Genomic DNA, 22811 nt, shown 5'->3' on the forward strand with positions numbered 1-22811 from the left:
TCAGCCTTTTTCTTTTTTCTCTCGAATTACGAATATCATAGCCAAAATCAATAAAATATTGGAAAGTATGCCCCAAATGCTACCATTTCCATTCCTCTGCTCATAAATGTTCAGACCAAATAAGATTGCACTAATAATGATGACCACCAAGGGAGCAAAGGCTGTTTTACCGAACATAATTCATATTTCAATATCCAGCTGTCTTCCTTCCTCTTTTGCCCTATTGTCCATTCGCGCACCAAGGGCAATTCCCATGGACATTCCTATGGGCAAACCGATTCCCAAAAACGCCATATTTCCAATGCTAAACCCAAAAGCTGCACCAATTGGTAGCCCAAATGCCGTCATTCCAAGTACAAGCCAAGTTTTTCGGTAGTAGTTCTTAGGTACAATTTTCAATTTCTTGGCCAAAAGGCCAATGATCTTGGCTTGCGTTTTTCGAATTTCTGTCCTAAGCGTTTTATCCGTTTCGGAAAGGGAATTCAACTTTTCTATTTCTTTGTTGATGATGAGCGTTACCCCGTCAGTGATTTTCTTTCTCCTGATTTCGAAGATCAAACGTTCAAATTTGGTATACTGTCCTTGTAATTTTCCGGAAAGATGGGGTCTTTTGCTCGGTTCAATGATCATGGATGAATATTTTTAAAATCACAGGAGATCGATCAGCGTTTTACTGCATCAGATAAATTAGGAATATGGTGGGTATCAAATACACCACAATGGTTTTTGCCCCATCATAATCTCTTGCCACCCGTTGTCCGGTAAAAAGCATCAACAAACTAATGGCCGACAATATCCCCCCGTAAAGACCAAAGGAGCTTTTCCCATCAAAGACAAGTTCAAAGACTCCTACGCCGCAAAATACTCCGGAAAACATCTCAAAAACCAAAATAATGCTCAACAGAACGGGAGCGGTCCCCCTAAAAAGGGATTTGGCGAAGTGTGCTGTCAACCAAGATAGGTTGCCCTTCCAATTTAAAACCTTATCGATTCCGCTCTGTAAAAAAGTAATGGTCAAAAATAACAGGAGCAAGATTTTAGGGGCATTCGATAACAAGTTTTCCATGGGTAGTTGTATTTAAGCGGCCCTGACATGCAAAAGCCGTGTAAGTTTAATGGATAGATCTGTGAAAATCAACTTGGAATTACCGTTGCGTTCCACGTGAAAAATAGCTTCTTCCAACTCTTTTACAATATCCAAAATATTGTTTTCATGTACAAAGGGAGCAAATTTGCGCAGGTCGAACCCTTCCGTATGAACCTTGACATAAACGAGCTCGTCGGTACCGTAGTTCAATAAAAGTGCTTGTCGCATCATGGTAAGGCAATAATTTAAGAACTGCTTTTGTACCTCGCGACCTGTTTTGGCCACTTCGTCGCTCCACAAGATCAATTCCTGTATGGCACCCTTATTTCCCTTTGCCTTAAAAGCGCTACGGACCCATTGCACAAACCAGCGTTCAAAGACCAAGTCCTCGGAATCCTTGTTCAAAAGGTCCAATGCCTTGTTAAAGTTACCGTTCGCTTCCAGTGCTATGGTAAGTGCTTCGGTCTGGGCAACGCCCCTTAGTAAAAGCTCGTCGGTGATTACCTGTTCCGCAAGTGGGGGGAAATTCAATATTTGACAACGGGACCGGATGGTATTAATAATCTGTTCTTCATCTTCCGCCAAAAGGAGTAAAACAGTTTTGTTCGGAGGTTCCTCAATTAATTTAAGAAGTTTGTTGGCGGCAGAAGAATTCATTTTTTCCGCCATCCACACAATGAGCACCTTATAGCCCCCCTCGTACGATTTCAAAGACAGTTTTTTAACCATGTCCTGCGCTTCGTCAACCCCGATTTGGCCTTGCTTTTTTTCGATGCCGATGTGCCGGTACCAGTCAAACAGGTTGCCATAGGGTTGTTCTTTTACAAACTGCCTCCACTCTTCCAAATAATGGTCGCTTACCGCATGCGATTTTACCTTGTCCGAGTTGGATACCGGAAAGGCAAAATGAAGGTCGGGATGCGTTAACGAGTTGCACTTGGTGTTGCAAACCGTATTTTTCCCATCGTTTTCGCCGCCTGTATTGCCGCACAGCAAATATTGCGCATAGGCAATTGCCATGGGAAGCACTCCGGAACCCTCGGGACCTACGAACAGTTGCGCATGGGCCACCCGTCCTGTTTCCGCCGTCGTCACCAAATGGTTTTTGATGTGCTCGAGACCTAGAACATTTTTAAAAAGCATGACCCAAAGATACATTTTTAAGTCCTGAAGTTTTACATGCCTACCTATAGTGGGCACACGCTTGTTTAACATATTGGGCCGAAAAGGTTAAAAAGGATGAAAGTTTGAAATAATAGGCCCGTCCGGCCACGGAAAAAGCAGGAAATCTTTACATTTGAAACTCGCAAAAAAGAACATACTAAATGAAGACGATAGACGATTTTAATTTCCAAGGAAAAAAAGCTTTGATCAGGGTTGATTTCAACGTACCGTTGGACGGTGATTTCAATGTAACGGATACCAGCCGAATCGATGCTGCCAAACCAACCATTGTCAAAGTTTTGGAAGATGGCGGTTCCGCTGTTTTGATGAGCCACTTGGGAAGACCCAAAGGAGAGGCAAACCCGGACATGTCACTTTCCCATATTGTAGAAAAAGTATCCGGAATAATCGGCGTGCAGGTAAAGTTTGTCGAGGACTGTGTTGGTCCCAAAGCAGAAGAAGCCGTTGCCGGATTACAGAGTGGCGAGGTGCTTTTATTGGAAAATCTTAGGTTCCATGACGAAGAAGAGGCCGGTGACGAATCCTTTGCCAAAGAATTGTCCAAACACGGCGATGTATATGTGAACGATGCGTTTGGCACTGCGCACCGAGCTCACGCCTCAACTACCATTGTGGCCAAATTTTTCCCAGAGAACAAATGCTTTGGGTATTTGTTGGCCAAAGAAATCAAAGCGATAGATAAGGTGATGGAAACAGGTGAAAAACCTGTGACTGCGATTTTGGGTGGAGCCAAGGTGTCCTCAAAAATCACTATCATCGAAAATATACTGGACAAGGTGGACAACCTTATCATCGGCGGGGGAATGACCTACACTTTTGTTAAAGCCAAAGGAGGAAAAGTGGGAGATTCCATCTGTGAGGACGACAAAATGGAATTGGCTTTGGAAATTCTAAAGCAGGCCGAAGCCAAAAACGTAAAAGTATTCCTGCCAGTTGATGTTTTGGCAGCAAACGCCTTTGATAACGGTGCCGACACGCAGTTTGTTGATGTAGATAAAATTCCTGATGGATGGCAAGGATTGGATGCTGGTCCTAAAACCTTGGAAATATTCAAGCAAGTGATATTGGCATCCAAAACAATTTTATGGAACGGTCCCGTAGGAGTTTTTGAAATGGAAAATTTTGCCAAGGGCACTATTGCAGTGGGCAACTATATTGATGAGGCCACCCAGAGCGGTGCGTTCTCCCTTGTGGGGGGCGGAGATTCCGTTGCTGCAGTAAAACAATTCGGCTTCGAGGACAAAGTAAGCTACGTTTCCACAGGTGGTGGCGCCATGCTGGAAAGCCTTGAAGGAAAAACCCTTCCGGGCATTGCTGCAATATTGGACTAACTATCACGTTGTGAGTTATTGAGGGAGTATCTAAAAAGGGATGATTTTTCGACCGGAATTTTACTTTTTCAGAAAAAAACACCATTTTAGTTCACCCCAAAAAATCAAACCTTGTCCAAAATGAACCAGAAAATCAAAACAGTCGTGTTTGCTGCAATAGTATCAGCAGGACCTTTGTTGAGTGCGCAGCAGGATTCCACCTTGATGGAAGAAAAGGAAAAGGCCGCAATCACGGTATCCAACATCAAAATCGATGGCCAGTTAATGGCCTTGGAAACACATGAAGACGGAAAGTTCAAGTTGCGCGACTTGGAGGAGGCATGGAAATACGATAGTCTTTGGTTGAAAGAGCTCCACAGCAATGCCGACCTGTTCAGCGATATGTTGTTGGAGATCCAGAACGGTCCCGGACAGGACTCCATCTTTGTGGTAGATCTTCCCACGGATACCTTGAAGGCCCGATTGGCAAGAATGAACGAGAAAACCCCGTTCAACATCACCTATAACGAATCCTTGGAAAGTGTGATAAAGTCCTTTTTGACAAGAAGAAGGGACTTGATGCAGCGGATGATGACCGCAAGCCAATTTTACTTTCCATTGTTTGAACAGGAACTGGACAACCAGAACATTCCCTTGGAAATTAAATATTTGGCGATTGTGGAATCTGCACTCAATCCAAAGGCAAGGTCTCGGGTAGGTGCAAAGGGGCTCTGGCAATTTATGTACAGTACCGGAAAAATGTACGGTCTGGATGTAAGCAGTTATGTGGATGAAAGACACGACCCCATTATGGCCACAAAGGCGGCCAGCAAATACCTTTCAAGGCTCTATAATGTGTTTGGGGACTGGGATTTGGCCCTTGCAGCATACAATTCGGGCCCTGGAAATGTGAACAAGGCGATTCGGCGATCTGGCGGTTATGAAAATTATTGGAACATTCGCCCTTTTCTTCCACGTGAAACAGCGGGTTACCTGCCAGCTTTTTTGGCGACCATGTATATTTTTGAGTATGCCGAAGAGCACGGTCTCCAGTATAAAAGAGCAGACCGACCTTATTTTGAAACGGATACCGTTCATGTAAAAAACCTCATCACCTTTGACCAAATCTCCAAATTGGTGGATATAAGTACCGAGGAACTGGAAATGTTGAACCCTGCATACAAACTCAACATTATTCCTAAGGTCGAGGGGAAAGATTATGCCCTGCGTTTGCCAATATCAAAAATTGGAAAATTTGTATCCAACGAAAAAGAGATCTATGCATTTGTAAAAAAGGAGCTGGACTCGTTGGAAAAACCGTTGCCGAACATGGTCACTGCACAGGACCAGATCAGGTACAAGGTGAAGAGCGGTGACTATTTGGGAAAAATTGCGGAGCAATATGGTGTTGGCGTAAGTCAAATAAAGCAATGGAACGGACTTAGGAGCAACAATTTGAGGGTTGGGCAGCGCCTGACCATCTTCCCTAGAAAGCCTTATATCGCACAGAATTCAAAAAGCAATGGTGGCAACACATCTCAAAGCGTTGCAAGTGGTTCCAAGGTGCACACAGTACAATCCGGAGATTCGCTTTGGACCATTTCCAAAAAATACCCCGGGATTTCCATAGAAAATTTACGAGAATGGAACGGTATTAGCGGCAATAACCTAAAACCGGGCACAAAACTTAAATTGTGTGATTGTTCTTCGTAAATTTAACACAAGATGAAAAAATTAGGAACACTATTTATTGCCACAGTTGTATTGGCATTGGGAGCCTGTAAGGATTCAGGCTCAAAAAAAAGATTTCTGCCACCATCCACGGGCGGCATCAACTCCTTGATGGTCGTTATGGATACCGAATTGTGGAAAGGGCCGGTAGGCGATAAGATAAGGGACGAGTTTGCAGCCCAGATTGTAGGTCTTCCCCAAATAGAACCAAAGTTCACCATTACCCAAGTGCCCCCGAAAGTTTTCAAGGGCACGACCACTTATTCAAGGTCGATTCTCTACGTGGAGCAGGATTCCACTTCTTTGGCACACATTAAGGACAATGCATATGCAAAGCCCCAAAAGGTTGCCGTTGTAACAGGGCCAACGGAAGAGGTGATGATCAATAATCTGGATACATTGGCAGGTAGGGCCATTGAGGAATTCAGGGCCAACGAAATTGCCGAGGCACAAAAGCGTTTTGAACGCTCGCTGAGCAAGGACAAGGCCTTGGAAGAGGAGTTTGGTATCCACCTTAACGTACCATCGTTGTACAAGGTTGGAAAGCGGGAAAAGAATTTTGTTTGGATGGATATCCAGATACCTAAGGGCACAATGAACATTGTGGCCTACGAAATGCCCTGGGATTACTTTAGCAACGATTCCACCTTTGTAGAGGACATTGTACGAATGAGGGACTCCATTGGTAAAAAATATATTCCTGGGCCTTATGAGAACACTTACATGATTACGGAGAAAGCATTTGCGCCCTATGTTTTTCCTGCGGAGATAGCGGGCAAAAAAGCTGCTGAGGTCAAAGGCGTTTGGGAAATTCACGGCTACCCCATGGCCGGGCCATTTTTGACCTATATCATAAACGACAAAGAAAACAATCGCAAGCTTATTCTGGAAGGGTTTACATTTGCCCCTTCTGAAGAGAAAAGAGATTATATGTTCGAGCTGGAGGCTATCCTCAAAACGGTGGATTTTGCTCCATCCACAACATCGGATTAGGTACAATTACTTTTAACAAACAAAAAAGCCCAGATAATCAAGTGTCTGGGCTTTTTTGTCTTTAAAACTTAGGGGGTTAATCAAATGCATACCCGGTAGCTATTCTATATACAAATGCATATAGCACAATAAAGAACATGATAAAGCTAAACCAAGCGAATACTTTAAAATATTTTTCAATAATTATATGTCCAAGGTTTCTGAAACCTTCCAAATAAATTTCTTTAACGAGTAGTAATTTTTTCATAAGTATGATTTTTAAGACTTAAAGACAGGTCAAAGGTTTGATTTTGTGCGTCGGAAAGGAAAACAAAAGGATAAATGACCTTAAAAACAGGACGAAAGAATGGGTGGATGTGCAAATCTCCACAAAGGCGATATATTGATCGACAAATAACATATTGCCACCAATAGATGTAAGGGCAAGAAGATCGATAAAGTGAAAGGAAGTGGTTGAAAAGCCGTTCAGATTGGGCTTTATAGGTTGGAATCGAAGAGGCTTATCGCGGAATCAGGGTGAACTCGGATCTTCGGTTCATGCGTTGCTGGTCGGGAGAACAGGGTTGGCCATCGGCGCAATTATTGAGTAAGCGCTCTTCCCCGTATCCAACAGCGCTTATAATCCGTGAAGGTTCCACACCTTGCGAAACAATATAGTCCCGGGTGGATTTGGCGCGCTTGTCGGACAGGTACTTATTGTAGTTCTTGGGTCCAATGGCATCCGTATGTGATTCGATTTTCAAGGCAAGGTCCTCGTTCTCTTTTAAAACGGCGACCAACTTGTCCAACTCTTTTGCCGCTTGGGCAGTAATTTCGAAACTGTCAAAACGAAAATGGACATTGTTGGGCTCAAAACTTGTAGCGATGGGCTCGGCCATTGGTTTAAGCTCTTTTAAGTACTGTGCAATGTTTATGGGTTCGTTTTGCTTCGTTTTCACCATCAAACTATCGCTGATAAAGCCTTCTTTTCGGGCTACCACCATATAATCTGTTGACGGGCTTAAGTTGTTGAAGTCATACTTTCCATTGGAATCTGCGGAAGCTTCGTGCACTGGTGCACCGTTTTGGTCCAACAGCAGAATGCTTGCTTGATCGATGGGTTCATTGGAAGAGGCCTTTTCAACAGAACCGAATATTGCGTTTAGGTTGAGGGTATACGCAAAAGCGTAGATATCATCATCACCCTTCCCTCCTTTTCGGTTGGATGCAAAATATCCTTTTTCGCCGGAAGCATCTATAATATAGGAAAAGTCGTCCCTGTTGCTGTTGATCGGATCTCCAAGGTTGATGCCGACCGTGAAACTACCATCGGAACCATCAGACTTATAAATATCGAGCCCGCCAAAGCCCATGGGGCGGTTGGACGAAAAATAGAGCGCGTTTTCGGCTACGTATGGAAACATTTCTTTAGCCTCGGTGTTCACGGTCCTTCCAAGATTTTTGGGCTCTGAAAAGCCGCCGTCCTCAAGAATGTCCACCATGTAGATATCGGTCTCGCCGAATCCTCCGGGCCTATCCGAAACAAAGTACATTTTTTTGCCATCTTGGCTCACGGTTGGATGACCGGTGGAAAAGTTATCCCCGTTAAAGGACAGCTCTTCGGCCTTGGTCCATTCCCCATTTTTAAAAATGGAACGATAGATCTTTAAATGATTGATGCCATTTTTTCCGCGCTTCAATCTTTTGCCATAATTGTTCCGGGTAAAGTAGATTGTTTTTTGATCGGGTGAAAAAGCGAGCGAAGCTTCGTGATATTTAGTGTTTATGTTTTTTGAGAATTTTTTGGGAGCCGTCAAATCGCCTTCCTCATTTTTGTTTTGGGCAATGTAGAGGTCCAAAAAGGGCTGGTTGGTCCAACGGTATTTTCTAGAGACCAAAATGGAGGAGTCCTTGGCCGATGCGTAAACAATATCGGAACCGTTGTAGTACATGGGGGAAAAATCGGAATACGGGGAATTTATCCCCAAATTTTTAATTTTTACCATGGTTGCCCCTTTCCAGGTATCCCTATTTGCGTTCTTGAGCTCGCGTAGCGGCTCATCTCTTTTTTGTCGCAATATTTTGGTCACTGCGGAGGCCCGTTGGTATTTACCGGTTCCCTTTAAGGTTTGTGTGTACCTAAAGAAAGTGTCTTCTTGTACCTCGTCTTCGTATTTTTGATAAAGCTCATTGTACCATTGATAGGATTTTTCAAGGTTTCCGGTATAGTAGTTGGAATCTCCTGCCTTCAACAATAAATCAAAAGTGTGGTCGGCGTCTGTTTTTTCCAGGACCATATCAAAAATACGGGCGGCCTCGGCATACCACATCCTATCAAAATATTCATTACCCTTTTCGATCAACTTTTCGGCAATGCCGTCTTTCTCCAAGTACTTGGCAAGCTTTCTTTCGCTCAACCCGTCCAAATGATTTATAAAAGAATTGTTCGCACCGATGTCATTATTGTTGTACTGTGCAGGTACGGGGGAAGAAGAAGCCCTTCCGGCATCGGATAGCGCGAGCTCTTGGGAAAAAATCCCAATTGAGCATACAAAGCATACGAGGAAAATCAGTTTTTTCATTACCACTCCATCTGCACAAATGAACTTAGTGTTCATTTGGAGGTTAAGCATAGGGGGCCTAACAGTTTAGTTTCAACCGCTAAAATAGATTATGGTAATTGGGGGGCTAATTTTTTGTTGTGAAAGGGTGGATTTGTGGCATTGAATACCAAAAAAATGTGGTCGTTGATGGCAAACCTATCAAAATACCACGGGTTTCAACCCACAAGGGAGCAGTTAGGATTTGGATTCTTTGCTGCCGCCTTCCAGTTTTTCGTCCTCCTTGGTGGCATCCTTAAATTCTTTGATCCCACTTCCAAGGCCTTTCATAAGCTCTGGAATTTTTCTACCGCCAAAAAGCAAAACTATCACGGCAACGATCAAAACAATCTGCCAAGGGCCTAACATGCCAAGAAATATAGTTTGAGCAATCATATCTACAAAACCTTTAATTAGAAAGGTAAAGGTACTAAAAAGATGTGGAAGAGTATATTCGATTAACGAAAATTAGCATTTGAAAATGATTTTTAGGAACTTCCCAACCGCAGCTTTTTAAAAAGCTTAACATGCATATTAAAATCTAAGACTATCTTTGTTCATCATGGCAAAGGACAAAAAGAAAAGAAAGGAGATCAAACGCAAGCTGCTTCACAAGTATCGCTTGGTGATTCTTAATGAAAGCACCTTTGAGGAGAAGATATCCTTCAAGCTAAACCGCCTCAATGTTTTTGTTACCGGTACCATGTTCATAATTGTACTGATCGGCCTTACCACCTTGATTATTGCTTTTACCCCATTGCGCGAGTACATTCCCGGATATTCGTCCACCAAACTTAAAAGACAGGCTACGGAGCTCACATACAAAACGGACTCGTTGGTCACCGTGCTAAATTATACCAATAGGTATTTGGACAATGTAAGAAAGGTGTTGCGCGGGGATATTGAAAATAACCAGGTAAATCGCGACTCTTTGTTTGACCAATACAAACTTGATCCGGCCTCGGTGGACCTTACCCCGATCCGGCAAGACCTCTTATTGCGCGAAGAAGTGGAATTGGAGGACAAATACAATCTTTTTGAAAGGGACGCGGAAAATCTGGGTACTTTGTTTTTCTCGCCGGTAAATGGTACTCTTTCGCAGGGGTTTGACCAAAAAACAAAACATTATGCGGTCGATTTGGTCGCTCCGAGGGATACGCCTGTAAAGGCCATTGCAGATGGCACGGTACTGTTTGCGGAGTGGACTACCGAAACCGGCTACGTCATTATAATAGAACACCAAGAAGGAATCACCTCCGTTTACAAGCATAACGGTTCTTTGAGCAAATCCCAAGGTGATTTGGTAAAGGCAGGAGAGGTCATAGCATCGATAGGGAACACGGGAGAGCTTACCACCGGGCCGCATCTTCACTTTGAACTTTGGAGAAAGGGAAAGCCGGTAGATCCAAAAAACTATATTGATTTCAACTAAATGTTCTTAAAAGCATTTGCAGCAAAAATATTTGCGAACCGAATCGCTAAAAAGACCGAGAAATGGGTGAACCAGCCCGTGAAAACGCAGCAAAAGGTTTTTAACCAGTTGGTATCCCAAGCTAAGGAAACCGTGTTTGGAAGGGACCACCAGTTCGAGACCATTACTTCCCATGAAGATTTTGTGGAACGTGTTCCGATTCGTGATTATGAGGAGCTGAAAGTATATATCCAGCAGATTCTTGATGGGAAAACGGATGTGCTGTGGCCCGGAAAGCCCATCTATTTTGCAAAGACCTCGGGAACTACTTCTGGAGCCAAATACATTCCTATTACAAAACCTTCCATTAAAAACCAGGTGGAAGCATCCAGAAATGCTATTCTTAACTACATACACGAAACAGGAAATGCCGATTTTGTGGATGGGAAAATGATTTTTCTGCAAGGAAGTCCCGAGTTGGAGGAAAAGAACGGGATCAAGCTTGGCCGTCTCTCCGGAATCTCTGCGCATTATGTGCCCAATTACCTCCAAAAAAACAGATTGCCCAGTTGGGAAACCAATTGCATTGAAGATTGGGAAACCAAAGTGGACAAGATTGTGGAGGAAACTCAGCAGGAGAACATGACCGTTATTGCGGGAATACCTTCTTGGGTACAGATGTATTTTGAAAAACTCCATACCAAAACCGGTAAAAAGGTAGGGGAACTTTTCAAGGAGTTTCAATTGTTTATTTATGGTGGGGTAAATTACGAGCCCTATCGAGCCAAGTTTGAAAACCTGATCGGAAGAAAAGTGGATAGTATAGAACTGTTTCCTGCCAGTGAAGGGTTTTTTGCCTATCAAAATTCACAAAGGGAAAAGGGAATGTTGCTATTACTGGATTCGGGGATATTTTACGAGTTTGTAAAGGCGGATGAATTTTTTGATGAAAAGCCGGACAGGTTGACTATTGCCGATGTTGAGTTGGGAGTAGATTACGCCATGGTGATTTCAACAAATGCTGGATTATGGGGATACAACTTAGGAGATACCGTTCGGTTTATTTCAAAAGACCCTTTTAAAATTATTGTTTCCGGACGAATAAAACACTTTATCTCCGCCTTTGGTGAACACGTGATAGCCAAAGAAGTGGAAGAGGCCCTGAGATTGGCCGTGGAACAGACCGATGCCCTGGTCAACGAATTTACCGTTGCCCCACAAACCAACCCGGAAGATGGAAAACTGCCTTATCATGAGTGGTTCATCGAGTTTGAACGAGAACCTTCCGACTTAAGGGAGTTCTCTGGGATTATCGAGGAAAGCATGAAGAAGCAGAATAGTTACTACTTTGATTTGATCGAAGGCAATATTCTTCAGCCACTAAAAATATCCCATATTAAACCAAATGGTTTTCAAGATTACATGAAATCGGTAGGGAAATTGGGCGGACAGAACAAGGTGCAACGATTGGCCAACGACCGCAAAGTGGCCGATGGCTTACAGCCTTTCAAAATTAGTTGACTTGGAACGGCTTCATTTTCATAGGAATTCACTTATTTTTGCCAGAAGATATGATGGCAACAGAAGTAAAACAAACAACTAGGGCGCAGGAGTCCACCAACGCGATAGAGCGTTTGTACATTACCATGCGCCATTTGCTCAACCGTGGATTCTACAAACCTTCGGGAGTTTCCGGGAATGCCCTGCGCAGTGCACTGCTATTGCTCAGGCCCGAAATATATGGGACCATTGCAGAGGAAAAAGCCGAGCTCAATGGGTTGATCTATGTGCTTGAAAGGCTGCCCGAAGGCATAGAAGAATGCCGTTTCATTAACCTGACTTCGGATGAGGGCTTTGCCAAATCACACCTAAAGCCCATTGTTCCACCAAAAAGAAGAAGAAATTGCTACCGGATAGATGAGGAACAGATGAATATCGAGATCACTCGAGGTAGAAGTGACATTTATGATATTTTGACGCACCTTACTTTCTTGTTCATTGAATCGGGGAAAATTTGCCGAAGGGTATTGGTGGACGAGGGCAATGCTACCATTCGCGATTGGGACAAACTGACGGAATTTGTATTGAGCGAGGAAAAAGACAATGATGAAAGGGAGGTGGCCCTAATACATTGTGCAAACATTCTGGGAAGAACTTTTGATGAGGTGGTGGATATCGAAAATAAATTGAAAACACCTGAAGATCCCGATCGTTTTTTGAATGTGATTTACTGGCTGGGCAAGTTGGCCATTGAAGAGGAAACTACTGGAAACAAAAGGACGATAACCTTCAGTCCTTTGCTAAGGGAACGCTTGGGGCATCATATCCATGGCGAAAAATGGGCCTACAACATTAAAAAAACGCTGTTGGAACATAATTTGATGCAAAGACCACTACATATCATCAGTGCCAACATGCACAGTGTTATGAACTCTCTTTTTGCCAAAAAAGCGTTGGCCCAGGAATTTCCAGACAACGAGTCTTTGAATATTTATGAGGCACTGGGTTCGGAAAAGCATAGAGCTCTCAACAAAAAGGTAAAACACCTCGCTGAAAAAAATGGAATGCTCTTTATGGAGGATAAATCGGGCACCAATATCGATGTACAGATTTTTGACACCTCCAAATTTGGAAATGAAAGCTGCTGTTACAATCTGCCAAAAGATATTCCCCAAGAAGAAAAACCCGTTATATTTGTGATGGACTATGCGTTTGGGGAGCAGGCTTATGAGACCATAGATGAGCTCTTGAAGCCCATGGAGAAGGGCGAGGAAAAGACTTTTCTGAACGTTGATTCGGTTTCCATTATGGGAAAAGCGGGAATCTTGGATGGGGGCAAAGGCGACTTGATGATTCCGTCGGCACACATTTTTGAGGGAACCGCGGACAATTATCCGTTTAAAAACGAATTGTGCGGTTCCGATTTTGAAGGCCACGGACTAAAGGTAATGGAGGGGACTATGGTGACGGTATTGGGAACATCCTTGCAGAACAGGGATATCCTTCAATTTTTCCATGAATCCACTTGGAACGTGATAGGGTTGGAAATGGAAGGCGTACATTATCAAAAGGCAATACAATCGGCCTCCCAAATACGCAAAAGCATCAAAAAGGATGTGAAAGTTCGATACGCATATTACGCATCGGACAATCCTTTGGAGACTGGAAGCACATTGGCTTCTGGCGGATTGGGAACAACCGGGGTAAAACCCACATATTTGATTACGGACAGGATTTTAAAACAAATATTCAATTCATAAGGCAATGGCAGAGCAACCAGTAAATCAAAATGGTTCTGATGAAATAGATTTGGGACAATTGTTCCAAATGATCGGCAGGGGCTTTCAAAAGTTCTTCAATTTTATCGCTAGCATTTTCAAGGGCATTTTTCATATATTAATGCTTTTTCTTCTTTTTGTTCAAAAGAATATCATAGTGATTGGAGCGGCAATTGTTGTCGGTGGAATAGGAGGGTTTGTATTGGATAAAGTACTGCCTGAGAAATACGTGTCACGAATGGTTGTGGAGCCCAATTTTAACAGTGTCCAGCAATTGTATAACAATATTGCCTTCTATAACGACCTTGCCGAAGCTAAGGACTCCGTAGCCTTGGCAACAGCACTGAACATTACGGAGCACGAAGCGGCAACCATAAAAGAGATTTTTACGGATTCTTACTCGGATGAAAACCAAAAAATAAAGCTGTTTGATGAGTTTATTCGTGAATTGGACTCGACTACAGTAAAGGCCATTGATTATGAGAATTATCTCAAAAATTTTAATTCTTTGGACGCGAGGTTCCACCAAATTTCCATGATCAGTACCGACAACAAAGTGGCCAAAAAGGCGCAGCCAGCGATTATCAGTTCCATTTCGGTCAATCAGTACTTTAAATTGCAGAAAAGAATCAATGATGAGAACCTAGCGCTACAAGACACTATTTATAGAAACCAATTGGCAGAGATCGATTCTTTACAAAGCCTGTACAGAACGGTTTTGGTGAAGGAGGCGGACAAACCCATGCAGGGAACAAGTATCAATATGGCGGAAAGTGGCGATTCAAAAGGAAGGGAGCTGGCCTTGGTTCAGGAAAAGGATGTTCTGAAGGAAAAGCTGGTCGCCCTAAACAAAGAACGAGCAAATAAGTCCACTATAATCAATGTAATAAGTGATTTTCCAACAAGAGGCGTGGAATTAAAAGGAGTTTGGAACAGTTATAAGTTTAAGCTGCCTATGTTGCTCCTGATTTTGGTTCTAGGTGTACTAGCCTTATTAGAGGTAAACAAGTACCTTAAGACATATAAAAAGTAAGCAACAGAGAACCCACTTAATACTCACTCTGCCAGTCAAAGTGGTAACGAATAAAGAATGGCAATGAATCGAATCTTGGTTACAGGTTCTCGCGGCCAACTGGGGCTTACATTACAAGAGTTTGCAAATCGCTATCCCAAGGTTACATTTGATTTTAAAACTTCAGAGGAGCTTGACATTACCCAGTCAAAGCAGGTCATGGATACGCTTTCCACAGAAGAGTATGACTATTGCATCAATTGTTCCGCGTATACCAATGTGGAAGAAGCTGAAAAAAATCCCAAAGAGGCCTTTCTGGTAAACGCCAAAGGGGTTCAAAATCTTGCCGTTGCCTGCAAGGAGAACAAGGTCAATTTGATTCATATTTCCACAGATTATGTGTTTGATGGGAAAAAAGATGGGGGATATACCGTACATGACAAGACCGATCCTATCAATGAATACGGAAAGTCCAAATTGGCAGGTGAAAAATTTGTCCGGGAGACTTTACCAAGCCATTACATCATCAGAACATCTTGGTTGTACAGTAAAAAGTATGGCCATAACTTTTATCGTTCAATTTTGGAAAGGGCACTTGCAGGTAAAGATTTACATATTACAGATGCACAATTGGGCTGCCCTACCAATACAGAATCTCTCGTTAAATACATTATGGATAGGATTGTCTTGGGAGATATGCCATTTGGCACATATCACTTCACCGATGGCAAGCCGATGACCTGGTATTCATTTGCCAAAACAATTTTGGAGGAAAACAACTTGGTGGCCCGGACAAACCTTGTATTGGACAGGAATTATCGTACTTTAGCCAAGAGACCTAGGAACAGTGTTCTTTTATGAATGGGAAAGAAAGAGAACATCAGGTACTTTTAAGGCTACTTTCATGGAAAAGAACGTTCCAAAAAACATTTTAATCACTGGCGGGGCCGGGTTTATCGGTTCCCATGTGGTCAGGCAATTTGTTTTAAAATATGGGCACTACAACATTATCAATTTGGATGCGCTCACCTATGCGGGAAATCTGGAAAACCTAAAAGATGTTGAGCTTTGCTCTAACTATACATTTCTAAAGGGGGATATCATCGATTCCGATTTCATTGACAAACTTTTTTCCAATTACAGGTTTGATGCAGTGATTCACTTGGCTGCGGAATCACATGTAGATAGATCTATAACGGACCCATTGGCTTTTGTCCGCACAAACGTTCTAGGTACAGTAAACCTGCTGAATGCGTCATTAGAGTGCATCAAAAAGAACCGTGATTTTTTGTTTTACCATATCAGTACCGATGAAGTTTTTGGTAGTCTGGGGAATGATGGATTTTTTACCGAGAGAACAGCGTACGACCCCAATTCCCCATATTCTGCTTCAAAAGCAAGTTCGGACCATTTTGTACGGGCCTATGGTGAAACCTATAAACTACCTTTCATAATTTCCAATTGTTCCAATAATTATGGTCCCAATCAATTCCCAGAAAAATTGATTCCACTGTTCATCAACAATATCATACAGAATAAGGCGTTGCCCGTATACGGCGATGGAAACTACACACGCGATTGGCTCTATGTAGTTGATCATGCCAAAGCCGTAGATTTGGTTTTTCATCAAGGAAAAAGAGGAGAAACATACAATATAGGGGGCTTTAATGAATGGAAGAATATTGATTTGACAAGGCTACTATGTAGATTGATGGACAAAAAACTGAACAGGAAGGAAGGAACTTCGGAAAATCTAATAACCTTTGTAAAAGATCGCCCGGGTCACGATTTAAGATATGCCATTGACGCCACCAAAATCAATAAGGAGCTGGGTTGGGAACCGTCGGTGACTTTTGAGGAGGGCCTTCAAAAAACCATTGATTGGTATTTTGAAAATCAGCAATGGTTAAACCATGTTACCTCAGGGGACTATTTGGAATATTATAAAAAGCAATATCAATAAAGCACTACAATGAAGGGAATCATCTTGGCAGGAGGAACCGGTAGCAGATTGCACCCACTTACCCTTTCGGTAAGCAAGCAGTTGATGCCCATCTATGACAAGCCGATGATTTACTACCCACTATCTACATTGATGTATGCCGGAATCAAAGAAATATTGATTATTTCCACGCCAAAGGACCTGCCGCTGTTCCGGGAACTTTTGGGAGATGGCAAAAAATACGGTTGCTCTTTTTCCTATGCGGAGCAGGAATCGCCGAACGGACTCGCTGAAGCATTTATTATTGGTGAAGCGTTTATTGGAAGCGACAAAGTAGCCTTGATTTTGGGCGATAATGTTTTCTATGGAACGGGATTGTCCAGGTTGTTGCAATCAAACAATAACCCCAATGGGGGAATTATTTATGCTTATCGCGTAAACGACCCACAACGTTATGGGGTAGTGGAATTCAACGAGGAAGGTAAGGTCATAAGTATTGAAGAAAAGCCCAAAGAGCCAAAATCCAACTATGTGGTACCGGGAATTTATTTTTACGACAACGACGTGGTATCCATCGCAAAAGGGATAAGGCCGAGCGCAAGGGGAGAACTGGAAATAACCGATGTGAACAAAGCATATCTTAAGGCCGGGAAGCTTAATGTTAGCATTCTGGACCGAGGAACAGCTTGGTTGGACACCGGAACATTCCAAGCACTTATGCAAGCGTCCCAGTTTGTTGAGGTGCTCGAAGAAAGACAAGGGATGATCATAGGCTCCATTGAGGCGGCCGCATACGAAATGGGCTATATTGATAAAAAGCAATTAAATGAGCTGGCAGAACCATTGCGAAAGAGCGGTTACGGAGAAAGATTGTTGGGCATATTGAACAAGGAAGCATGATAAAAGCGACGGAGACAAAACTGAAAGGATGCTTTGTAATAGAACCGCAGATTTTTGAAGATGAAAGAGGCTATTTTTTTGAGAGCTACAACCATAGAGATTTTTGTGAAGCCATTGGCCGAGAGATAAATTTTGTTCAGGACAACCAATCGTTTTCCAAAAAAGGGGTTCTGCGGGGATTGCACTTTCAGAAGGGAGAGCATGCCCAAGCCAAACTAGTTTCTGTGCTGTCAGGAAGAATTCAGGACGTGGTGGTGGATTTGCGTAAAGATTCTCCTACCTTTGCCCAGCATTTTTCAATGGAGCTGAGCAGCGAAAACAAAAAGCAACTGTTTGTACCAAGAGGTTTTGCTCATGGCTTTTTGACGTTGACCGAGTCGGCGGAGGTATTATACAAATGCGACAATTTTTATAATAAAATTGCAGAATCAGGTATTCTATTTGACTGTCCCGAAATAAATATAAAGTGGTTAATGGATTTTGATGACTTGTTACTATCTAATAAAGACAGGAACTTCCCAGATTACTTGAAACCATTGTAGCTAGCTGTGCGTAGGGATGCTAAACTAATTATTTGATAAAACCAAAAATATTATCAACACTTATTAATGAAATGAATTTAAAGCAAAAAATAATTGAGTTTATCAATGCGGGCTATGATTTAAAGATTTTTTTGAAGTATTCTTTTAAAGTAGGAAATTTAAAAGAGAAAAGCCATTTTGTAGCTTATTTGACCAAACAATACCACACAATTGAAAAAGGCTTGGCATTGCCAGATGTTAAATTAGGGTTTGGCGAAAAAAAGATTAATGATTTAATTTTTGTTGGGTCAGCATATATCAAGAGATTTGGAAATGATTACTTAATTGATAATATCATTTCCGTTCTTAATAAATATGTGAAATATCACAATGAAAAAGGATTTGAATCTGAAATCATCGAAGATATTAGGATATTCATAGGAAATAGAAATTCTAATAGCACAACAGGCGGTGTACGTAATTACACTGAATCAAATTTAAAACCAGAAGCCTATGAAGCTTTTGTGAAGGGAAGAGCAAGTGTTAGGAATTTCAAAAACATACCTGTTTCCAAAGACAAAGTTTTGAAGGCTATTGAAGTAGCGAAATACACTCCATCGGTTTGCAATAGACAAGGATGGAAACTACATGTTTATAATGGCAACGATGTTCCCAAATTGTTGAAATTACAGAACGGGAATAGGGGTTTTGAACAATCAATAAGGACAATTGCCATTATAACAGGTGATGTTCAGTTTTTTTCCAACAATGAACGAAATCAAGTAGGAATTGATTCTGGAATGTTTGCAATGTCCTTAATATTAGCATTTTATAGCATTGGCATTGGTACATGTGCGTTAAATACATGCGTTTCCGTTAGATCTGAAGTCCGTATTAAAAAAGCAGCCAATATTCCAGAAAACGAAAAAGTTATAATGTATATGGCTTTAGGTTACCCTACAGAGGATTGCGTTGTAGCAAAATCCTTAAGAAGGGATAGTGAGTCTTTCGTTACCTTTCATTAAGAACTATTATGAGTCAAATAAAAAAGGGAATTACGCTCTCCTATGTTCTTATTTTAGTTAATAACTTAATAAGACTTACTTACACTCCTTTTTTAATCCGATCTCTTGGGCAATCCGAATACGGTCTTTACGCTTTGGCTGTATCCACAGTTGGATACTTATCTATAATGGATTTGGGTCTAGGTAATGCCATGATAAGGTATACTGCAAAATATTTGCGACTCAATGATTATAAAACTTTAAACGGATTGCACGGCATGTTTCTAAAGATATATGCTATGATCGGAATTGTTGTTGCAATATTTGGATATATCCTGTATCTAAATGCAGAGTTCTTTTTTCAAGAGTCTATGAATGATTTGGAGCTAGGAAAAATGAAAATACTGATTTTGCTATTGACCTTTAATTTAGCCATTACATTTCCCTTCAGTATTTTTAATTCGGTAATAATCGCGAATGAAAGATTTGTTTTTTCAAGAGTACTAAGCATTGTGAGTGTCTTGTTAAACCCCATTTTAATGACTCCTTTTCTTTTAATGGGTTATAAGTCCATTACTTTAGTTTTAGTAATCACAGGAATCAACATCTTCACTTTAACTGCAAACTATATTTATTGCAGAAAGAAAATTAATATTTCTCCGTCCTATTTTTACTTTGATAAATCGCTCTTGAAAGAAATATTAGGATATTCCTTTTATGTATTTTTAAATGCTATTGTAGACCAAATATATTGGAATTCAGGTCAGTTTATTTTAGGATCAGTATCTGGCACTAAAAGTGTTGCTGTTTATTCCGTAGCCATTACATTGAAGAACTTATACTTTGCAATGTCAACTTCGATGGTTGGTTTAATGTTGCCAAAAGTAACAAAAATGATTACTGATAAAGTCTCTAATGCAGAATTGACAAAGATGTTTGTGAAAATTGGAAGATTGCAATACATTTTGTTATCCGCCATACTTATGGGATTTGTGTTTTTTGGAAATCAATTTATATTCCTTTGGGTCGGCAAAGATTATAATGAATCTTTTTTTATTGCTTTATGGATAATGATCCCAGTTACAATTCCTTTAATTCAAAATTTAGGGATAACCATTTTACAAGCAAAGAATGAACAGAGGTTTAGATCGGTTTGTTATTTAATAATCGCATTAATAAATATATCATTCGCTATCCCGGCAGCAAAAGCATATGGAGGTCTGGGATGTGCAATGGTAACAGGATTCAGTTTGATAATTGGCAATGGTATCATTATGAATATCTATTATCACAGAAAAATTAAATTAAATATGATTTTGTTTTGGAGAGAGATTGTTAAACTTTCAATTCCGCTGATTACGACGGCAACTGCTTATTTATTATTTAAGTACTTCTTCTCTCCAGAAAACTCCCTAATCCATTATTTTGTACACATTTGTGTGTTTGTGTCGTTGTTTGCAATTTCAATGTGGTTTATTGGGGTTAACAACTATGAAAGGAAAATTGTTGAAAAGTTACTAAATAGAATAAGGATTTAATATGATAGATTAATGGGTAATAGAAAAATAGTAAAAGTAGGCATACTCACATTGCCTTTAAAAGGAAACTATGGGGGTGTATTACAGGCCTATGCACTTCTTACTTTTTTAAAAAAAAAAGGGTATAACGCATTCTTGGTTGATAGACAATGGGACATTAGGAAGAAAAAAACCATAAGTTATTGGATCCAAAAGTTTTTTTTCCATCATTTTTTAATAAAGAATGTAAAACGCTTTTCTGATCGATGGATTGTTCCAAGAACCAATAAGATTGATTCACAATCCGAGATGATTAACCTAAATAAAGATAATTTTGACGCTTTTATTGTTGGGAGCGATCAAGTATGGAGAGTAGAACACACGGGCGGTGTTAAAAATAATTTCTTTTTGGATTTTGTGGAGGACCCGAATGTAAAGAGAATTTCTTATGCACCATCCTTTGGGAAAGATTCGGTGGATGTTAAAGAAAAAGAACGTAAAACGATTAGTAAGTTACTGAAAAAATTTACAGCAATATCAGTCCGTGAATCCTCTGGAATTGACATCTGTAAGAATCAATTTGATGTTGATGCAATTCAAGTCGTAGACCCTACGTTGCTACTATCCGCGAAGGAATATCTTCCAATAATTGAAAGTAAAATTAATAGGTCACAAACAAAAGTTTTAACTACATATGTTTTAGACAACAGTTTCGAGAAAAACGAAAAAATTCAAGAAATTGCCAATGTTTTAGGGTTAAAAGTAAAGTCTATTAATTACAAAAAAAACCCAAGTTTGCTTTTAAAAAAACCGTCACTAGATATTTATAATTATGTATATCCTTCAGTTTCAAACTGGTTGAGAGGTTTTCAAGAAGCTGACTTTGTTGTTACAGATTCTTTTCATGGAACATTGTTTTCAATAATTTTTAGAAAGCAGTTTATTGTAATTGGCAATGAAAAAAGAGGAATGGCAAGATTTCAATCGATTTTATCAATGCTTGAGCTTGAAGACCGCCTTATAACCTCTTCTGACAAAAGTTATATTGACCTTTTAGATAAGCCAATTGATTATTCAAAAACGGAAAAAATATTATCAAAGGAAATTGCAAAATCAAGCGATTTTTTACTTAACGCTTTAGAGTAAGTTATGAAAATAGGATATTTTTTGTATCAGTATGCTGTGTTATCAGGAGATTCAAACGGGGTAAAAAATCAATCGCGTAAGTGGAAAGAAGGTTTAGAGCAAAAAGGGCATGAAGTCGTTGAAATAAATGTTTGGGACAATTACGATTGGCAAACTTTTGATGTTATTCATTTTTTTGGTGCAGATATATTGATGTATGAGCTTATTAAAGGTATTTACAAGAAAAACCAAAATATTCTTTTGTCACCAATCATAGATTCAAATCAAAGCAAGATTATGTACGGACTATCATCACATCTTGGTTTTGAAAAATTTAGGCTCTGGTCTAAAACATATGCATTGAAAAAAGTACTGCCATTTGTGAAATATGTAGTTGTTAGGTCCGATTATGAAGAGAGGTTTTTCACGGAATCTTTTGGTTTATCAAAGAAAAAGGTTAAAAAAGTAGAACTATCCTATGAATATGATACACCAACAACCGATATTTTTGAAAAGGAAAACTTTTGTTTCCATGTAAGCTCAATTTATCAGCCAAGAAAAAATGTGATAAATTTAATAAAAGCAGCTAAAAAATATAATTTTAGGTTGATTTTGGCCGGGGCAAAAGGAACACTTGTAGAGTACGAAACAATTGAAAGGGCTATTGGTAAGGCGAAGAATATACAAGTTTTAGGCTATGTGTCTGAAGACAAACTCAAGGAGCTTTTTAAAAAGGCAAAGGTTTTTGCCCTGCCCAGTTTATTTGAAGGGGTTGGGTTAGTTGCCTTAAATGCGGCTTTATATGGGTGTAATGTGGTACTAACTGAGCGAGGCGCACCAAAAGAGTATTATAATGGGATGGCACATTTGGTAAATCCGTTGGATATAGATTCAATAGGAGCTGCAGTGAATACTGCACTAAAACAAGATGCAAATAAGTTAAGAGAATACATCACAGTAAATTATAGCCCAGAAAAAACTATAAATAAACTTATAGAGGTGTATAAAAACTTGTAATTTCTTCCTCAATTACTCGCTTAGCTTTTTAGCCCTTTTACTTTTGGACTAACCCAAAAAAAGAACGGATATTTAATATATCAGATAGCATTTCAACACATAGAGAGTTAAAAGTTGCTGAGCGATAGGTCTAGAATTGTTCATTAACTTCTTATAAATTTTCTTGGCAACTAATTTTGAGAGCATCAATGTGGCTAAT

22 protein-coding genes are annotated in these 22811 nt (G+C 40.5%); 15 read left to right on the forward strand and 7 right to left on the reverse strand.

From position 1 onward, the window contains the following. Genes SD449_RS12570 through SD449_RS12585 form a run of 4 tightly spaced genes read right to left on the reverse strand, consistent with a single transcriptional unit; the run spans nt 1 to nt 2230 of the window. Entirely contained in the window at nt 1-177 is a 177-nt protein-coding gene (locus tag SD449_RS12570; protein WP_318311037.1) for a hypothetical protein, read from the reverse strand. Nucleotides 178-180: 3 nt separating this feature from the next. Further along, nucleotides 181-630 (reverse strand): hypothetical protein, encoded by a 450-nt coding sequence (locus SD449_RS12575; RefSeq protein ID WP_318311038.1) that lies wholly within the window; start codon nt 628-630, stop codon nt 181-183. Between the two features lie 40 nt (nt 631-670). Next, a complete protein-coding gene (locus SD449_RS12580) occupies nt 671-1066 on the reverse strand; it encodes a DoxX family protein (RefSeq protein WP_318311039.1) in 396 nt (131 codons plus the stop codon). 12 nt (nt 1067-1078) lie between these two features. Further along, nucleotides 1079-2230, reverse strand: coding sequence for a DNA polymerase III subunit (locus SD449_RS12585; protein ID WP_318311240.1), 1152 nt, complete (start codon nt 2228-2230; stop codon nt 1079-1081). Between the two features lie 182 nt (nt 2231-2412). Here SD449_RS12585 and SD449_RS12590 point away from each other — a divergent pair, with 182 nt between their 5' ends. From SD449_RS12590 to SD449_RS12600, 3 genes are all read left to right on the forward strand, one after another. Beyond that, nucleotides 2413-3603 carry a phosphoglycerate kinase gene (locus SD449_RS12590; RefSeq protein WP_318311041.1) on the forward strand — a complete coding sequence of 397 codons (1191 nt, stop codon included), beginning with the start codon at nt 2413-2415 and terminating at the stop codon, nt 3601-3603. A gap of 120 nt (nt 3604-3723) precedes the next feature. After that, entirely contained in the window at nt 3724-5295 is a 1572-nt protein-coding gene (locus tag SD449_RS12595) for a lytic transglycosylase domain-containing protein (protein ID WP_318311043.1), read from the forward strand. Nucleotides 5296-5307: 12 nt separating this feature from the next. Further along, entirely contained in the window at nt 5308-6306 is a 999-nt protein-coding gene (locus SD449_RS12600; RefSeq protein ID WP_318311044.1) for a DUF4837 family protein, read from the forward strand. Between the two features lie 76 nt (nt 6307-6382). On the opposite strand, the gene SD449_RS12605 is transcribed toward SD449_RS12600, so the two are convergent. The 3 genes from SD449_RS12605 to tatA all read right to left on the reverse strand — a co-directional run bounded on the left by SD449_RS12605 (nt 6383) and on the right by tatA (nt 9281). Then, complete coding sequence (locus tag SD449_RS12605; RefSeq protein ID WP_318311045.1) at nt 6383-6553, reverse strand: DUF6747 family protein; 171 nt, start codon at nt 6551-6553, stop codon at nt 6383-6385. Nucleotides 6554-6806: 253 nt separating this feature from the next. Then, nucleotides 6807-8903, reverse strand: coding sequence for an OmpA family protein (locus tag SD449_RS12610; protein ID WP_318311047.1), 2097 nt, complete (start codon nt 8901-8903; stop codon nt 6807-6809). A 180-nt stretch (nt 8904-9083) separates the two neighbouring features. After that, entirely contained in the window at nt 9084-9281 is a 198-nt protein-coding gene (gene tatA / locus SD449_RS12615; protein ID WP_318311048.1) for a twin-arginine translocase TatA/TatE family subunit, read from the reverse strand. A gap of 166 nt (nt 9282-9447) precedes the next feature. Between tatA and SD449_RS12620 the strand changes: the two genes are divergently transcribed. The 12 genes from SD449_RS12620 (at nt 9448) to SD449_RS12675 (ending at nt 22612) form a co-directional block, all read left to right on the forward strand. Further along, nucleotides 9448-10317: a M23 family metallopeptidase gene (locus SD449_RS12620; protein ID WP_318311049.1), complete on the forward strand. Its 870-nt coding sequence runs from the start codon at nt 9448-9450 to the stop codon at nt 10315-10317. Beyond that, nucleotides 10318-11817 carry a GH3 auxin-responsive promoter family protein gene (locus tag SD449_RS12625; protein ID WP_318311051.1) on the forward strand — a complete coding sequence of 500 codons (1500 nt, stop codon included), beginning with the start codon at nt 10318-10320 and terminating at the stop codon, nt 11815-11817. Nucleotides 11818-11867: 50 nt separating this feature from the next. After that, entirely contained in the window at nt 11868-13556 is a 1689-nt protein-coding gene (locus tag SD449_RS12630; protein WP_318311241.1) for a DUF6909 family protein, read from the forward strand. Between the two features lie 4 nt (nt 13557-13560). Beyond that, on the forward strand, nt 13561-14607 hold the full coding sequence (locus tag SD449_RS12635) for a hypothetical protein (RefSeq protein ID WP_318311052.1): 1047 nt from the start codon (nt 13561-13563) through the stop codon (nt 14605-14607). 63 nt (nt 14608-14670) lie between these two features. Continuing rightward, nucleotides 14671-15447: a dTDP-4-dehydrorhamnose reductase gene (gene rfbD / locus SD449_RS12640; protein ID WP_318311053.1), complete on the forward strand. Its 777-nt coding sequence runs from the start codon at nt 14671-14673 to the stop codon at nt 15445-15447. Between the two features lie 43 nt (nt 15448-15490). After that, on the forward strand, nt 15491-16549 hold the full coding sequence (rfbB, locus tag SD449_RS12645) for a dTDP-glucose 4,6-dehydratase (RefSeq protein WP_318311055.1): 1059 nt from the start codon (nt 15491-15493) through the stop codon (nt 16547-16549). Nucleotides 16550-16558: 9 nt separating this feature from the next. Continuing rightward, nucleotides 16559-17428: a glucose-1-phosphate thymidylyltransferase RfbA gene (gene rfbA, locus SD449_RS12650; RefSeq protein WP_318311056.1), complete on the forward strand. Its 870-nt coding sequence runs from the start codon at nt 16559-16561 to the stop codon at nt 17426-17428. After that, a complete protein-coding gene (gene rfbC, locus SD449_RS12655) occupies nt 17428-17970 on the forward strand; it encodes a dTDP-4-dehydrorhamnose 3,5-epimerase (protein WP_404828054.1) in 543 nt (180 codons plus the stop codon). The genes rfbA and rfbC overlap by 1 nt, the downstream gene beginning before the upstream one ends. Nucleotides 17971-18002: 32 nt before the next feature. Then, complete coding sequence (locus SD449_RS12660; RefSeq protein ID WP_318311060.1) at nt 18003-18974, forward strand: nitroreductase family protein; 972 nt, start codon at nt 18003-18005, stop codon at nt 18972-18974. Between the two features lie 8 nt (nt 18975-18982). After that, nucleotides 18983-20491 carry an oligosaccharide flippase family protein gene (locus SD449_RS12665; RefSeq protein ID WP_318311062.1) on the forward strand — a complete coding sequence of 503 codons (1509 nt, stop codon included), beginning with the start codon at nt 18983-18985 and terminating at the stop codon, nt 20489-20491. 12 nt (nt 20492-20503) lie between these two features. Next, a complete protein-coding gene (locus SD449_RS12670; RefSeq protein ID WP_318311064.1) occupies nt 20504-21616 on the forward strand; it encodes a polysaccharide pyruvyl transferase family protein in 1113 nt (370 codons plus the stop codon). A 3-nt stretch (nt 21617-21619) separates the two neighbouring features. Beyond that, entirely contained in the window at nt 21620-22612 is a 993-nt protein-coding gene (locus SD449_RS12675; protein ID WP_318311065.1) for a glycosyltransferase, read from the forward strand. Nucleotides 22613-22811 lie beyond the last annotated feature (199 nt).

It is taken from the genome of Flagellimonas crocea (genome assembly GCF_033441595.1).
In the GTDB taxonomy this organism is placed as follows: domain Bacteria; phylum Bacteroidota; class Bacteroidia; order Flavobacteriales; family Flavobacteriaceae; genus Flagellimonas; species Flagellimonas crocea.